General features: G+C 60.9%; 11 protein-coding genes and 3 tRNA genes. 6 read left to right on the top strand and 8 right to left on the bottom strand.

What is annotated here, in order from left to right; translation table 11 throughout:
- Window positions 1–34: 34 nt before the first annotated feature.
- Window positions 35–2,803 (top strand): AAA domain-containing protein, encoded by a 2,769-nt coding sequence (locus AC6I99_RS07740; protein WP_497960711.1) that lies wholly within the window; start codon window positions 35–37, stop codon window positions 2,801–2,803.
- A 65-nt stretch (window positions 2,804–2,868) separates the two neighbouring features.
- On the opposite strand, the gene AC6I99_RS07735 is transcribed toward AC6I99_RS07740, so the two are convergent.
- From AC6I99_RS07735 to AC6I99_RS07715, 5 genes are all read right to left on the bottom strand, one after another.
- Window positions 2,869–2,942: transfer RNA gene (locus AC6I99_RS07735), tRNA-Ile, on the bottom strand.
- An 81-nt stretch (window positions 2,943–3,023) separates the two neighbouring features.
- Window positions 3,024–4,220: a glycosyltransferase gene (locus tag AC6I99_RS07730; RefSeq protein WP_224092169.1), complete on the bottom strand. Its 1,197-nt coding sequence runs from the start codon at window positions 4,218–4,220 to the stop codon at window positions 3,024–3,026.
- A 111-nt stretch (window positions 4,221–4,331) separates the two neighbouring features.
- Window positions 4,332–5,237 (bottom strand): DMT family transporter, encoded by a 906-nt coding sequence (locus tag AC6I99_RS07725; protein ID WP_224092167.1) that lies wholly within the window; start codon window positions 5,235–5,237, stop codon window positions 4,332–4,334.
- Window positions 5,237–5,860 (bottom strand): CDP-alcohol phosphatidyltransferase family protein, encoded by a 624-nt coding sequence (locus tag AC6I99_RS07720; protein ID WP_224166941.1) that lies wholly within the window; start codon window positions 5,858–5,860, stop codon window positions 5,237–5,239. Before AC6I99_RS07720 ends, AC6I99_RS07725 begins: the two co-directional genes overlap by 1 nt.
- 49 nt (window positions 5,861–5,909) lie before the next feature.
- Window positions 5,910–6,758 (bottom strand): phage holin family protein, encoded by an 849-nt coding sequence (locus AC6I99_RS07715; protein ID WP_224092165.1) that lies wholly within the window; start codon window positions 6,756–6,758, stop codon window positions 5,910–5,912.
- 176 nt (window positions 6,759–6,934) lie between these two features.
- Here AC6I99_RS07715 and AC6I99_RS07710 point away from each other — a divergent pair, with 176 nt between their 5' ends.
- The 5 genes from AC6I99_RS07710 to AC6I99_RS07690 all read left to right on the top strand — a co-directional run bounded on the left by AC6I99_RS07710 (window position 6,935) and on the right by AC6I99_RS07690 (window position 12,768).
- Window positions 6,935–8,164 (top strand): multidrug effflux MFS transporter, encoded by a 1,230-nt coding sequence (locus AC6I99_RS07710; protein ID WP_497945494.1) that lies wholly within the window; start codon window positions 6,935–6,937, stop codon window positions 8,162–8,164.
- Window positions 8,165–8,220: 56 nt separating this feature from the next.
- Window positions 8,221–8,400 (top strand): YMGG-like glycine zipper-containing protein, encoded by a 180-nt coding sequence (locus tag AC6I99_RS07705; RefSeq protein ID WP_216925346.1) that lies wholly within the window; start codon window positions 8,221–8,223, stop codon window positions 8,398–8,400.
- Window positions 8,401–8,510: 110 nt separating this feature from the next.
- A complete protein-coding gene (locus AC6I99_RS07700) occupies window positions 8,511–11,009 on the top strand; it encodes a bifunctional lysylphosphatidylglycerol flippase/synthetase MprF (RefSeq protein ID WP_497945495.1) in 2,499 nt (832 codons plus the stop codon).
- 25 nt (window positions 11,010–11,034) lie between these two features.
- Complete coding sequence (locus AC6I99_RS07695; protein WP_497945496.1) at window positions 11,035–12,318, top strand: alpha/beta hydrolase; 1,284 nt, start codon at window positions 11,035–11,037, stop codon at window positions 12,316–12,318.
- 42 nt (window positions 12,319–12,360) lie between these two features.
- Window positions 12,361–12,768, top strand: coding sequence for a hypothetical protein (locus tag AC6I99_RS07690; protein WP_224166936.1), 408 nt, complete (start codon window positions 12,361–12,363; stop codon window positions 12,766–12,768).
- Window positions 12,769–12,814: 46 nt separating this feature from the next.
- Here the strand turns inward: AC6I99_RS07690 and AC6I99_RS07685 are convergent.
- From AC6I99_RS07685 to dnaG, 3 genes are all read right to left on the bottom strand, one after another.
- Window positions 12,815–12,887, bottom strand: a tRNA-Asn gene (locus AC6I99_RS07685).
- Between the two features lie 116 nt (window positions 12,888–13,003).
- Window positions 13,004–13,076: transfer RNA gene (locus AC6I99_RS07680), tRNA-Asn, on the bottom strand.
- A gap of 86 nt (window positions 13,077–13,162) precedes the next feature.
- A complete protein-coding gene (gene dnaG, locus AC6I99_RS07675) occupies window positions 13,163–15,058 on the bottom strand; it encodes a DNA primase (protein WP_497945497.1) in 1,896 nt (631 codons plus the stop codon).
- Between the last annotated feature and the right edge of the window lie 66 nt (window positions 15,059–15,124).

Below are 15,124 nucleotides of genomic sequence, written 5' to 3'. Positions count from 1 at the left end.
TGCAACGCCGCACACGAGTTTGGGGGAAGTGCAGATGATCAATCCACGGAGCGAAGCCATTTTGGTCCGCAATCGTAGCCGGAACGGCTTTGATGACAAGACCGCGGAACTGGTGGAGTACCGCGCCGCGGGCGCGTTCACGTATGTAACCTTCAGTTCCGGGAAGACATACAGATACTCGGCGGACAACGTCATTATTCTTCGAAATCCCACACCCATATTCCTCAGCCCCCACGACACCGTCATCGTGCGTGGCAAGGTTCTCAAAGCCGTCACAGAGGTCCTCCGTTTCGATTCCCCTCAGGGGCCATGGTGGCGCGTTTTTCATATGGACGGCCCAGGGCCCTGCTTTCAAGCTTGTGGTGACAGTGAGATAGCAATCTCCCGGCCATCCGAGGAAGAAATACAAGCCCAGGTCGTGCTTGATTATTGGCGGGATGTTGCATCGAAGCTGAGCGCAGACGATCCGCTGCGCGGGCAGTACGAGAACTTCAGGAGCGTCCCCAAAGGAAGCGCGCTGGATGTGCTGCTCCAGCGCCAGCCCCTGGTTTCCCCGGAATTGGTTCAACAGCACCCGATACTGCCTTTCTCGTCAAACATCAGCCAACGAGAGGCTCTCCTGAGAGGACTCGGCCATCGAATATCGGTGATCGACGGCCCACCCGGTACGGGAAAGACCCAAACGATACTGAACCTTGTGGCCAACATCGTGACAGTTCCGGGGCAGACGGTTGGAATCGTCTCCTTCAACAACGCCGCCGTGGAAAATGTCCGGGACAAACTCGCCGAGGAAGGCTACGGATACCTCGTGGCGGACCTCGGCCGGAACGAGAAAATTACCGAATTCTTCGCCAAGCAGGAATCCAGGAACGCCAGGGTCGATCAATTGGTCGGCAGGCCATGCGGCGAGGCGCCGCCGTCAGAGTATGTGGCCGAACTCGACAGTCAATTGCAGACCCTGCAAGGGACCGCAAGACAGCTGGCCATATTGAAGCAGGAGCTGGACGCGTACCAACTCGAGAGGCGTCATTTCCTGCTGCAGGCAGACCCCCGTGAGGTGCCCGCCCTGGAAGGCGTCCCGCTACTGCGTGGCCCATCCGGTCGGATCCTGGAATTCCTGGCCGAGACCGCAATCACGCCCGTCGGATCTGGGCCACTCCGTAAACTTTTCCAGCGTCTTGGACTTCGCCTCCGATATGGACCACTCGGACGAATCGATCCCCACGACACCGATGTCGTGGTGCGGCTTCAGCGAGCCTATTACGACAGCAAGATACGGGAGCTTGAACAGCGTATCGATCAAGCGGAGCGGCTGCTGGCAAACAAGGACTACGGGCGTCTTGAGGAAGACCACCGGCGGGCTTCCAGACAGACCCTGGAAGCATCTCTCCACCGCCGCTACAGCCGAACCCGCAGGCGGATCCATTCAGAGGCCACCTACAAGTCAAACTTTGCAGGCTTCACCGCTGACTATCCGGTAATTCTGAGCACGTGCCACTCCCTGCGACGAAATGTTCCCACCGGCCAGCTCCTCGATTATCTGATCATTGACGAGGCCTCCCAGGTCGATCTACTCGCCGCTGGACTGGCACTCTCCCGCGCCCGGAACGTCATCGTGGTCGGGGACCTTCAGCAACTTCAGCACATCGCCGATGAGAAGGCTTCAAGGAACTCCACGCGAGCCCCGTCCACCAGCGTGGACTACAGGAAGCACAACATTCTGTCCTCAATCATCGAGCAGTTCGGCGATGACCTTCCCCGCACTATGCTTCGGGAGCATTACCGCTGCGATCCGGCGATCATCGACTTTTGCAACAGGAAGTTCTACGGCGGGAGGCTGGTCCCCTACACCTCCAGCGGGCCGGGCGGTCAGCCGTTGGTGGTAGTCCGGACGGTGGAGGGTAACCACATGCGCCAGCACAGCAGCGGGGGTCGGACCAACCAGCGTGAGGCGGACGTCATTGCCAAGGAGGTCCTCGGGCGATACTGCTCAGGTATCAGCAATGACCAGATTGGCGTGGTGACCCCGTATCGACGGCAAGTGGACAAAGTAGCTAAAGCCCTGCTCAGTAGCATCCACGCCGACACAGTCCACAAGTTCCAAGGGCGGCAGAAGGACGTGATCATCATGAGCACAGTCCTGGACGAGACAAGCAGCGGACACCAAGGCGTCAGCTTCGTCGATGACCCGCACCTCGTCAATGTCGCCGTCTCCCGGGCAGTGAAGCGGTTCGTACTTGTAACGAACAATGAGATGCTGCCAAAAAGCCGGCACCTTCGAGACCTCGTGCAGTTTATTCGCTACCGAAATCCGGAGGATGGTGTTTTCGACAGCAGCGTCCTGTCCGTCTTCGACCTCCTGTACCGAGAGTATTCAGCGTTGCTACGACCCTTGGCCGGCCGACTCCGAAACGGCTCCACATTCGCTTCGGAGAACATTATCTGGACTCTCTTGTCGGAGGTCCTCGAGGAAGAGGACTTCTCCGACTTGGCTGTGGCCCCACAGGTCTTGCTGAAGAATTTGCTTCGCGATCCTGCGATGCTCACATCCCAACAGGCATCTTTTGTCCAGAACCGGGCGAGCCTGGACTTCGTGGTCTATAACCGCATCACCAACCTGCCGGTCCTGGCCATTGAAGTTGACGGTTTCGCATTCCACGAAGACAATTCCGCTCAACACGTCCGGGATGAACTCAAAGATGCCATCTGCCATGCGCATGGGATTCGTCTCCTGCGTTTGCCTACGACGGGAAGCGGGGAGGAAGCCCGCATTCGCTCGGAATTGTCAGCGGCAGTGGGTTGAACAGCCGAAGCGCAAGAGAGCCGTGGCTGACGTATGAAACGCCAGCCACGGCTCCCGTGCAAAGGTAGGGCTACTCGGACTTGAACCGAGGACCTTAGGATTATGAGTCCCGCGCTCTAACCAGCTGAGCTATAGCCCCGTGACGCCCCAGGCCGCTAGAAAGCAACAGTTGGGGCAAATGCACTCTAGCAATACTAATAGCTACTTAAGAGTGCTTTTGTCACACCACCATGTCCTCGTAGGAAGCACCGCGGTAGAGGTCCTCGAATGTCTGAAGGGTGCCGTTGATGCTGTGCGGCTCCACCATCTCGCGGCTGACCTTGCCCATGGCTTTAAGTTGGTCTTCAGGAAGCTCCACCAGCTTGGTGATCTTCGCTGCGAGTTCCGTGCTGTCGTTGGGTGTGAACAAGTACCCGTTTTCGCCGTCGCGGACCAGGTGCGGCAGTGCCATGGCATTTGCCAACAGCACGGGCGTGGAGGCGGACATGGCTTCCAGCGTCACCAACGACTGAAGTTCCGCAGTGCCGGGCATGCAGAAAATATCGGCCTTGATGTAGGCCTCGCGCAGCTCTTCATCGCTTGCCAGCCCCAGGAACTTCACTCGATCCCCCAATCCAAGCCTGGCCACCTGTGCCTCCAAGGCCGGGCGGACTTCGCCGCCACCCACGACCTCCAGGTGGACGTTGAGTTCGCGCGGGGTCTTGGCAATGGCGTCGATCAGCACATTGACGTGCTTCTCTTCCGCAAGCCGTCCGGCGAAAAGGACAGTGGGGTTGGCATGGGGCTCGATCGTCTCGCCAGGCTGAAGCTCGTACGCTGCGGAATCAATGCCGTTGGACAGGGGCAGGACTTTACGGAGGAACGCGTGCTGGTGCATGGCCTTGGCGGCAAGGGGTGTGGGTGTCGTGACGACGTCCGCCTGGCCCATCACCTTGCCCATGTCCTTCCAGGAGATGCGCCCCACGATGTCCTTGAACCACTGCGGGAACGGAAGGAATGGGTTCAGGTTTTCAGGCATGAAGTGGTTGGTGGCAATAATCCTGATGCCACGCTTCACGGCCTCGTAGAGTACGTGTTCGCCAATCATGTAGTGGCTTTGGATGTGCACCACGTCCGGTTGGACTTTGTCGAACAGGAGACTGATTTCCTTCTTGATTTCCCAAGGGAAGCAGATGCGGAAGTATTCGTGGGTGAACACCCCATGGGAGCGGAGGCGGTGGACGGTTGCCTCGTCACGGAACTCGGTGTAGCTCTTGCCCGTGTCCGGACGGCAAGCCAACACGTGCACGTTGTGTCCGCGCGCCGTCATTCCCTTGGCCAGGCGGTAGCCGAACTGCGCAGCACCGTTTACGTGCGGCGGGTAGGTGTCCGCCGCGATCAGGATGGTAAGGGGTTTGTTGGTGTCGGGAATGGTCACGTGGAGAACTCCTGATGGTCACGGTGCGGAACAGCCTTGAACGGGTCAATGCTGCGGTGTCGCCGGGTTGCCGGACCGCTGGGAAGCGGTGGCGCAAGGATCAAACTTTGCCTAGGCCTTCCGGCTTGCAGCCGCCTTCGCGTCCTTCTTACGCTTGGTGACTTCCGGATGGTGCCGGCTCAAGGCAATAACCCCCACGATAGCAAGGGAAGCTGCGGCGGCCATGCTGATTGCCATCACGGCATGGACATCGGGACGAAGCTCACCAAGGATAACGATGCCGATGGCGATGCCCACCATGGGGTCCACCACGGTCAGTCCGGCAATAACCAGATCCGGAGGGCCACCTGAATACGCGCTCTGGACGAACCAGGAACCAAGGCCGCCGGCGGCGGCGATGGCAATGAGGGTGTACCACTGCACATTGAGCAGGAACAGGCCATTGGGGTCCAGGAGGTGCTTGCCGATGATCCGGGTCAGGACGGCCACGAAGCCAAACAGTACACCCGCTCCCAGGATGTATATGAAGGCGCTCATGCGGTGTTTGAACAGCACTGCAAGAGTGCCGAAAAGGCCCACGGCCAGGGCCAGGAGCAGCACGATTGTCAGTTCGTCTTCAGCGTTAACATGGTGGTTTTCCTGCGTGACGTTAACTGCCAGGAGTACGAACAATGCCGATCCGGTGACGCAGGCGGTAATGGCAACCACGGTGGCGCGGTTGATACTCAGGCCCTGGTCCTTGGCATTGACCACGGTGGTAATGACCAGTGCGATCGCGCCAATGGGCTGCACCACCGTCAGGGGTGCCGATACAAGGGCGATCGCATTCATCACCATGCCAAGGCACAACAGCAAGAGCCCAAGCATCCATCGTGGGTTGCGCAGAAGCCGCAGGAACCCGTTGGAACTCAGTGCAAGCCCGCCGGTATCGGCTTTTACTGCGCTTCCCTGGCGTTGTGCACCGATGGCAAGGAAAAAGGCGCCAAGTACGGCAAGGAAAACCGCCAGCCACACCATCAGCCGTGTCCGCCGTCGTTGGCCCGCAGTTCTTTGCCTTTGCGCAGGATGGCCCAGTAGTAGTTGTAGGCCGCAATCCAGTGGCCCAGCAGGCCGAGGCCAAGGAAGACCCAAGCGGCCGCGAAGTAGGCGTCGGTGTAGGGAATCGGCAATTTGGAAAGGACCAGCAACGGCGTGCCCACCAGCAGCAGCCCGGTGCGGATCTTGCCGATGATGCTGACGGGAAGGTCTGGATGGCTGCGGAAGTAAATCAGCGAGGCAATGGCCAGAATGGCGTCAGGCACCACCAGCGCGGCCAGATACCACCACTGCACGACGCCGGCGATCGCCAAAGTGACGGCAACGGCTATGAGCGCGGCCCGGTCCGCCAAGGGGTCCAGGATCCTGCCCAACTTGGAGGTTTGGTCATAGCGGCGGGCGATATAGCCATCCACCCAGTCCGTGCTGCCCATGATGACCAGCACGAGCACAGCGAAGCCATATTCCTTCTGCCACAGGACCAACCACACAAAGAGCGGGACGCCCATGAAGCGCAGTACGGTGAGCACATTGGGAACGGTAAAGACGAGGTCGTGGTCCACCTGGGGACGGTCCGGATGCGAACCAGCACCGATGAACCTCATGGTGTCCCCCTTTCCTCTCCTCCAGTGTGTGCGGTACCGCGTCAGGCTGCTACTTCTTCAGCAGCTTCCGCAGGGCAACCACGAAGACTGCAGCCGCGGCGGCGAAAGCCACGAGGTCCTTCCACCGGGACGCAAGGCGCCCGGCGAGGTCCTCGGGGACGGCCTCCCCAAGGTCAGCGAACTTGGCCGAAGCAAAGTCCTTTCCCTCCTGGAGTTTCACGGTGGCTGCCCCAAGCAAAGCCTGGCTCTGCTTCTTGACGTCCAACTGCTCGCCAAGCTCATCGCGCACGCCGGTAAGGTGTTCGCGCCGTTTGTTCAGGCGCAGGCGGAGTTCTGCCTCCGTGGGCGCCTTGGCTGCGTCCGCTTCCTTGGCAGCTTCCTTTGCAGCCTTTTCTGCCTTCGCCTTTTCGGCGGCAGCTTCCTTGGCAGCCTTCTCCGCCTTGGCAGCGGGCGAATTGGGATCGAGGATCGATTCGTCGAAGGCCGAGCCCTCCTTCGCAATTCCAAGATCGTGCTTGAGTCCACGGATGGTGTCTTCAGGGATCAGAGGCATGGCCTTCTTGAACTTGGAGACACCGATCAACGCTCCGAGCGCGACGATCACGAGAAAGACCGCTGCAACGATCAACGCCGCAAGCCAGCCCGGCATGATGGTAGCCAAACCGAGAATCGCGGCCACCACCAAGGCGATCACCAGGAGCGACATGAAGACAAGGGCTACCCCAAAGAACGCGCCGGCCACCCCAACCTGGGTGGCCTTTCGCTTGAGTTCGACCTTGGCAAGGGCGATCTCATCGTTGAGTTGCCTGGGAGCCAAACGGGCAACGAGCTTGAGGGTCTTCGGCAAAGTACGGATGGCTGGTCTCGTGCTGGTCCGGCCGGTGTGACGTCCACTCATTGGGTTCCGCCTAACTGCTTCCTCTGGGCATCGTGTCGGGCGAACGCGGCCGGAAAAAGATCGCCGCGGGCACCTGTCCTCAAAACTATCATTCAGGTTCCGGCTCAACTTTCGCCGATGACACCGCGGCGCGCCTGACGCAGCTGCATAAATATGATGTGACGGCCATAGGATAGATGATCGTGACCAATCCAAATGCTCCGGGCGATTCCCTGAGCCGACGCGAAAAGCTTGTCTACATTGTCCTTCTCGGTGCCCTGACCGCTCTGGGGCCCTTCACAGTGGATCTCTACCTTCCTGCGTTCCCTGCGCTGGAGGAGAGTTTTGGCGTATCAGCCACGGCGATCCAACTGACGCTGACCGGCACCACGGTTGGGTTTGGCCTTGGACAGTTGGTGGTTGGTCCCTTCAGCGACAAGTTTGGCCGTCGCCTGCCCTTGATCCTCGCCACTGCCCTGCATATTGGATCGTCATTGGGCGCTGCCTTGGCTACGGACATCGGGTTCCTGTCCCTTTTCCGTGTGCTCATGGGTATCGGTGCCGCGGGCGGCGGCGTTGTCGCCATGGCCATGGTCCGGGACCTGTTCCATGGCTATTCGATGGTCCGCATGTTCTCCCGGATGTCTTTGGTCAACGGGCTGGCTCCGATCCTGGCCCCCATCATCGGTTCCCAATTGCTGCTGGTGTTCCCGTGGCCCGGCATCTTCTACTTCCTGGCCTGCTATGGCACGTTGGTGATAGTGGCCGCGATCTTCTTTATTCGCGAAACCCTCCCGGCGGAAAGGCGCGGGAAATCCACAGTCACGGTGCGGCAGCGGTACAAAACGGTGCTGACGGACCGGATATTCGTGGGCATGTTGATGGTTGGCAGCCTGAACTTCGGTGGTTTGTTTGCTTACCTCTCCGCCTCCACCTTCCTGTTCCAGAACGTCTATGAATTCTCTCCCCAGGAATACGGCCTCCTCTTCGGGGTCAATTCGCTGGGCATCGTGGCGGGCGTACAGATCAGTTCGAGGTTGATCCGACGCGTCGCTCCACAGTGGATCGTGGCCGGAGCCACGGTATTCATGCTGCTTATGGCGGCCCTGATTATCGTGCTCGATCTCCTCCACGTGGGTCTGTGGGGCATCCTGATTCCGCTGTGGTTCTACATTTGCGCCACAGGCTTCCTGTTCCCCTGCGTCCAGGTCCTGTCCCTGGCGAACCATGGAGCCCAGGCGGGGACGGCGGCGTCGCTCCTGGGGGCAGCGCAATTCATGATGGCGGGCATCGTTCCCCCCGTTGTCGGCTGGCTCGGTGTCGATTCAGCGGTACCCATGGGCGCGGTCCAGGCTGTTTGCATCACCGGAGCCATTGCCGCACTGTGGCTGGTGGTCCGGCCGCGGACGGTCCCGTCAATTCATTAGGTCCCCTCAATCCACTAATTCGGCATTTCACCTTGACCCGACCAAAGGCAGTGACCATGACCAAGAAACCGCACCGCAACGGTAGGGGCCTTTTCCTCGGGGCCGTGCTTGGCGCCGTCGTCGGGGCGCTGTTGGGCCGTCTGGCCGGGAGTGCACTGTTCGGGGCGATACTTGGTGCCGTCATTGGAGCGGCCCTGCTGTACCGGGTGAACCCGGGCCCCTGGAACAGGGACTAACCGTAACCGGGTCTATCGGCCCGTATAAGCCCTCCCCTTAGGGCGCCTGGCAGGGCAGAATGGTGGCCAGCCGGGGGTTTCCCCTGCTTCGCCGGTGAAGGGGACATCACATGAGTGCGGCTGATGGATACAGGGGCACTGTTTACGGCCTGGCGGCCATACGGCGGCTGCCCCTGACCCTGGGACTCGTGCTGTTCCTTTGGGTTGTCGGCGCAGTTACGGGCAGCCTTGTCGCCGGTCCCAACGAGTCACTCCTGGAACAAGTCGGGCTGGGTTTGGCGCTGGATCCGGGACCGGGTTGGTCCATCTTCACATCATCTTTCTTTGCCTCATCCTTGCTGGACTATCTGGCATGCACCGTTCTGATCCTGGTGGGCGTGGGTATCGCCGAGCGCACCATTGGGCCATGGCCGGCGCTGGCAGCATTCATCTTTGGTTCCGCTCTGAGCGCCCTGGTGCTGATGGGGCTGGTTGCTTTTGGAACAGACAACAGCGACCAATGGCTGAGTTTCCTCGGTGGCGAGTACGTTGTGGGCGCTTACGGTGGTGCCGCCGCTGCGTTGGGATGTTCGACGGCGGCACTGGAGGCGCTGTGGCGTCGTCGCCTCCGGACATGGTTGCTGGCCGCCACGCTCATGTTCGCGTTGTTTGTAGGCGTCGCACAAACACTCCAGGCCCTTGCCGGCGCTGTCATCGGCATTCTGGCCGGTTGGGCCGTCCAGGCCCTCGTGCTGCGGCGGCGTGCGGGCTCCCTTCATTCTTCTAGCCTTCGTGAGACCCGGTTCCTTGTGGGCACCGTGGTGGGTGTGTTCGCCCTGGGTCCCTTGCTGACGCAGCTAACGGGCACGTTGGAGGTCGGGCCGCTTTCTGTGGTTTCCGAGGTGATGCTGCAGGCAAGCCCCAGCGTGGACGAAGTCAACGAAGCATGCGACAACGACAAGAGCTGCGTCACGCTGCAAAGTGTTGTGGGCGTGCAGAGTTTCGGTGCCACCATCCTCACACTGATCCCGGTGCTGTTGCTACTTGTCTGTGCTGAGGGGCTGCGCCGTGGTCGCCGCCTTGCGTTTAGGCTGACCCTGGTCATCCAGCTCTACCTGGCGTTCGTGACGAGCGTGGCAATCCTGCAGTACGTGACGGATCCGGAAGTGACACTCGGCAATGACGACATCGGCTACCTCCTGCTCTACGCCGTGCCCGCTATCCTGGCGCCGCTGATCGTCGCGGTCCTGCTGGTGGTCAACCGCCACAAATTCCGGGTGGAATCCAGCGACGCCGGATATCGCGTCCTGGGCAGGACAACCCTCATCATGGCTGCAGTGGCGGCGGCCCTCTACGTGGTCTTCTGGTTCCTGGAGGGCAACCCGAGCCGCTCATCCCTGTGGGACCTCGCAGGCCAATTGACCCATATCCTGGTCCCCTTCCCCGTTCCGTTCGTCGTTGAACTGCCCCAGGGACTGCTGAGCACAGTTCTTTACGGACTGGGCGGGGACGCCATCTGGCTGTGCATCCTTTTGATGGTCCTGAACAATTTCCAGCGGTTCCGGGCGCTGGCGAAAGACCCTGCTGCGGATCTGGGACACACCCGTGAACTGCTTCATGACGGCGGGGGTACCTTGTCCTGGATGGCCCTGTGGGACAACAACCAGTACTGGTTCACGCCGGACAGGAGGGCTGGCCTCGCCTACCAGGTGCACAACGGGGTGGCACTGACGGTGGCGGGTCCGTTCGGAGCCCGCCAACACCACACCGAGGCTGCCACAGGCTTTCTGGCACATTGCGCAGCACTGGGCCTCACACCGTGCTTCTACTCGGCCACGGCGGAGCTTGACGAAGCTCTCCTCCCCCGCGGCTTCCGCAAACTGGAGGTGGCGGAAGAAACCCTGCTGAACGTCCAGGCCATGACGTTCAAAGGCAAGGAATGGCAGAACGTCCGGACCGCGCTGAACAGGGCGGAGAAGCTGTCCATCAAGGACCACTGGTACCACTACGCGGAGATGCCTCCGGGGATCCGGGCACAACTTGCCGAAATCTCGGAAGAGTGGGTAGCGGACAAGGCCCTCCCCGAGATGGGGTTCACGTTGGGCGGACTCGATGAACTGAAGGATCCCGAAGTCATGTGTTGCGTCGCGGTGGACGACGACGGCCTGGTCCATGGGGTCACAAGCTGGCTGCCGGTCTTTACCGACGGCGTGGTGTCGGGTTGGACCTTGGACTTCATGCGCCGCCGAACCACTGGTTTCAAAGGGGTCATGGAATTCCTGATCGCCTCCGCTGTTACGCACTTCAAGGACGACGTTCCGCGCATCTCGCTGTCAGGCTCCCCGCTGGCCAACACGGGGGCAGCGACGGACGATGGTGACCACAGTGCCTTGGACCGGGTCCTGGCAATGCTGGGCAATGCACTGGAGCCCATGTACGGCTTCAAGTCCCTGGCAGCTTTCAAATCGCGGTTCCAGCCCGAGCACCGCACTCTGTACATGTATTACCGGGATCCGTTGGCCCTGCCGTCCATAGGCCTTGCCGTTGGGTCGGCGTATTTGCCGGGGTTGTCCCCCGCACAGAGCGCCGGTTTGCTACGCCAAATAGTTGCCCGGGAACCCGCCGCATGACTGCCGCCGGACGGACGCGGCAGTCATGAAGGGCCTCCTGGAAATCGAGATCAGCGGCCCTGTGGTCATGACGATAGCGGTGATTATCGGCGTCGGGCTTTTCCTGTTGCTGTTCCTCAGGCCGTCTTCGCGCTGGGTCATCACAGCGGTCGTTGGCATTGTGGTGACAGCAGCGCTGGGTTGGTTGACGGTCTGGATCGTGGAGGATGTCCTGGACGTCTTCCACGTGGGCCTTACACCCCGGGTGTGGTTCTGGGTCATCACAGGCTTCGCTGCACTTGGCCTGGCCGCGGCTAGTTTTCGCCACAGTCCCCGGTGGCGGAAGGCCGTGGCGGCGATATCGATTCCCGTGTTCCTCCTGGTCACTGCGCTGGGCGTCAACATGGAGTTCGGGCTCAACAGGACCCTGGGGTCAGCGCTGGGGATTTCCACCGAGGAAGCCATCCAACTGAGCAAGCCGGACCCGGATGCTCCTGTCCCTTCCGGGCCCCTCTGGCAGAACTGGAAACCGCCAACCAACATGCCAGCAAAAGGCGAAGTGGGAACGCAGGTCATTCCACCCACCGCCTCGGGTTTCAATGCCCGCCCTGCCGGGATCTACCTGCCGCCTGCTGCCCTGACGGAGAACCCACCCCGTTTGCCCTTGTTTGTCCTCATGATGGGCCAGCCGGGCCTGCCTGACCCCCAGTACGTTTCGGCCGCGTTGGACGAATTTGCTGCGAAGAACAATGGCTTGGCGCCCATCGCGATCGTGGCCGACCAGATCGGACCGGATCAGGACGACACTCTATGCCTGGATACGGCCAAGTACGGAAACGTGGAGAAGTACATCAACGTTGACGTGGTGAACTGGGCCAAGGCGAACCTGAACATCCTCCCGGACCGCGATCATTGGACCATCGCCGGATACTCCAACGGCGGGCAGTGCGCCATCTCCTTTGCGCTCAAATACCCGAAGATGTGGGGCAATGTGGTGGATATCTCCGGCGAGGAGTTTCCCGGGGCGGAGGACCCTGCAGGCAACCTTGCAGAGATCTTTGGCGGCAACCAGGCAGCCTATGACGCCCAGAAGCCCATCAACATCATGAAGGGCAAGCAATTTCCAGACACCACTGCCGTTTTCACCGTCGGCTCGGATGATGTGACCTATGTTGCAGCTGCGAAGGCTGTCTCGGCAGCTGCAAAAGCTTCCGGAATGACGGTGACCTATTACGAGGTGCCAAACGGCGGGCATGTAGGCATCGCATTGAACGCCGGCCTGACAAAGGGCTTTGAGGTGCTGTATCCGAGACTCGGCTTGTCCCCCTAGGCAGCCCTGTTGCCGGCCCGTCCCCGGCGATAAAGTTGAGATGTGCCACATTGGCAAGAGCTGCAGCCGCTTCCGGCACCTTGGCAGCGTCGGGATGAACGCATCCTGCCGCTGTGGTGGGACCGGCTGTGCTCCGTGACCAGTCCCCAGTCCGCTGCCCTCTATGCGGCAGGCCTTTTCACGGATGACCGGCGCCGGCCCATCGCCCAGTGGTACAACCCCGAAGCCGACGCCGCGTTGCTGGTTGCCCCCGAGACCTCACCTGAGTGGCCGGTCCAGCGCTTTGGAATCTTCTATGCACCGCCGGGTGGTGGGTTCACCCGCGTGTACTCCGCTCCCCACGAGTGGCATCCGCGCGAACCGCGGACACCCCCGACCGAACAGGAAGCCTTCCTGGCAGCCGTGGCCGAAGCCGCACGGTTCCTCCAGGTGGAGATGGATTTCGTGTAAAAAAGTGGACCCCGCACCAGTACGAAACCGGTGCGGGGTCCTTGCGCTCCTCCGACTGGACTTGAACCAGTAACCCTTCGATTAACAGTCGAATGCTCTGCCAATTGAGCTACGGAGGAATGAAGCGGTTATGACTTTAGCAAAGGTTTTAGGCGAATGCGAATCGGACGGAGATACCCCCTGGGGGTATAAAAAATACCCCCGTTCCGAGACTCCGGAACGGGGGTATTGTGCGCTCCTCCGACTGGACTTGAACCAGTAACCCTTCGATTAACAGTCGAATGCTCTGCCAATTGAGCTACGGAGGAATGAAGCGGTTACTAGCTTAACAGGGCCCCGCCGGAAAACGAAATCGAGCCTCCAGGCCGCTTCCGACGGCCCTCGGCAGGGACCCTCAGGAGTCTGAACGCAGGGCTCGACGCTGCATTTCCAACACCATCAGTTCGCGGTTCAGCCGCTGGAATTCCTCGGGAAATGCAGCTGCGTCAAGGCGCTGCAGCTGGCCCATCTTGTCCGCTTTAATGCGGGTGATCTGCAGTTCGAAAAGCCTCGCCAAAATGTCCCGGCAATAACGTTGCATGGCCTCCGGGGTACTGGCCGGCAAAGGAGTTACAGCCAACTCCGAAACCAAGGGCCGAAGAGGCTCCGGGACTTCCTGCCGGATGTGCTCCACCCATGCCACCGGATCAGCCGCGTGGGCCAGTCCTGTGGCACGCACAGCTGCATGCACCGCCGCGTATGCAGGAGTAGCAAAATGGGACGCCTCAAAGCGCTCCCATGCCCCGTCGCCCAGGACTGAGGGCTCTTGGAGGACGACTTCCAGCGCTTGGCGCTCCATCCCTGCCACGGGGTCCCGCGGATCGGGACGATTGAAGACCTGACCGCTCGACGCCTGACCGTTCGACGATGCTGCCGTCGTCGTGGTTTGTTCCGCAGCACCGGACGGACTCGCACCGGATGCCGCGCGCTTGGCTGCCGCCCCAACGTAGCGGCTGACTTCCTCAATCGGCATCCCCAACCAGCCAGCGAGTTCGCGTATGTAGGCGGGGCGGATGCCGGAGTCGCGGATTTGTGCCACAACGGGCGCCGCTTCCCGCAGCGCTGCGACCCGGCCTTCCACCGTGTCCAGGTTGTGCCTGCGGAGCGAGGCACGGATCGCGAACTCGAAGAGCGGCTTCCTGCTATCGATGAGTTCACGTACCGCGGCGTCGCCCTTGAGTTGACGAAGATCACACGGATCAGCGCCAGTGGGTTCCACCGCGACGTACGTTTGCGCGACGAACCGTTGGTCTTCCTCGAAGGCGCGGAGGGCCGCCTTCTGGCCGGCGGCGTCTCCGTCGAAGGTGAAGACCACCTCTCCCCCGGTGCCGTCGTCCGAAAGCAGGCGCCGCGCGATCTTGATGTGTTCGGTGCCGAACGCCGTGCCGCAGGTGGCGACCGCCGTCGTGACTCCTGCAAGGTGGCAAGCCATGACGTCGGTGTACCCCTCAACCACCACCAGCTGCCGGTCCTTGGCGATGTTGCGTTTGGCGATGTCGATCCCGTAGAGGACCTGGGACTTTTTGTAGAGGGTGGTTTCAGGCGTGTTCAGGTACTTTGGACCCTGATCGTCCTCGTAGAGCTTCCGGGCGCCGAACCCGATGGTGTCGCCGGCGATGTCCCGGATGGGCCAAATGAGCCTGCCACGGAAGCGATCATAGATGCCCCGGTTTCCTTCAGAAAACATGCCCGTAAGTTTGAGTTCAGCATCGGTAAACCCGCGGCCACGCAGGTGCTTAAGGAGCGAGTCCCAGCCCTGGGGCGCATAGCCCACGCCGAAGTGCTCTGCTGCCGCACGGTCAAAGCCCCTGCCAGCGAGGAAGTTGCGGCCCTCGGCCGCTCCGGGGGTCAGCAGTTGGGCACGGAAGAACTCATCGGCGATCTTATGGGCATCCAGGAGACGCTGGCGCTTGCCCACTTCTTCGCGGCTCGGACCACTGCCACCGTCCTCGTACCGAAGCTCGTAGCCAATTCTGGCGGCCAGCTTTTCCACTGCCTCGTGGAAGGAGCTGTGGTCCATTTTCTGGACGAAGGAGATGGCATCCCCGTCTTCGCCGCAACCGAAGCAGTGATATCTGCCCACTTGGGGGCGCACAGTGAAGGATGGTGAGCGTTCATCGTGGAAGGGGCACAGGCCCTTGAAACTGCCCAAGCCAGCACTCTTCAGGGTGACGTAACCGTCAACGACTTCCTTGATATCCGTGCGCTGGCGTACTTCGTCGATATCTTCACGTTTGATCAAGCCAGCCACGTGACCATCCTAGCCGCTCCGCCTTGACGGCCCTGGCTGAAGGCTGGCGGAGCAACAGGCTGATAG

Source organism: Arthrobacter sp. TmtSoilC77, assembly GCF_059739415.1.
Note: the sequence above shows the minus strand (reverse complement) of the source record. Positions and strands in the feature narration are given on the sequence as shown.

Coding starts and splice junctions, on each gene's coding strand:
- AC6I99_RS07720 (WP_224166941.1), bottom strand. CDS start 5,860: ATGAGGTTCATCGGTGCTGGTTCGCATCCGGACCGTCCCCAGGTGGAC.
- AC6I99_RS07695 (WP_497945496.1), top strand. CDS start 11,035: ATGAAGGGCCTCCTGGAAATCGAGATCAGCGGCCCTGTGGTCATGACG.
- AC6I99_RS07705 (WP_216925346.1), top strand. CDS start 8,221: ATGACCAAGAAACCGCACCGCAACGGTAGGGGCCTTTTCCTCGGGGCC.
- AC6I99_RS07715 (WP_224092165.1), bottom strand. CDS start 6,758: ATGAGTGGACGTCACACCGGCCGGACCAGCACGAGACCAGCCATCCGT.
- AC6I99_RS07725 (WP_224092167.1), bottom strand. CDS start 5,237: ATGGTGTGGCTGGCGGTTTTCCTTGCCGTACTTGGCGCCTTTTTCCTT.
- AC6I99_RS07710 (WP_497945494.1), top strand. CDS start 6,935: ATGATCGTGACCAATCCAAATGCTCCGGGCGATTCCCTGAGCCGACGC.
- AC6I99_RS07740 (WP_497960711.1), top strand. CDS start 35: ATGATCAATCCACGGAGCGAAGCCATTTTGGTCCGCAATCGTAGCCGG.
- AC6I99_RS07700 (WP_497945495.1), top strand. CDS start 8,511: ATGAGTGCGGCTGATGGATACAGGGGCACTGTTTACGGCCTGGCGGCC.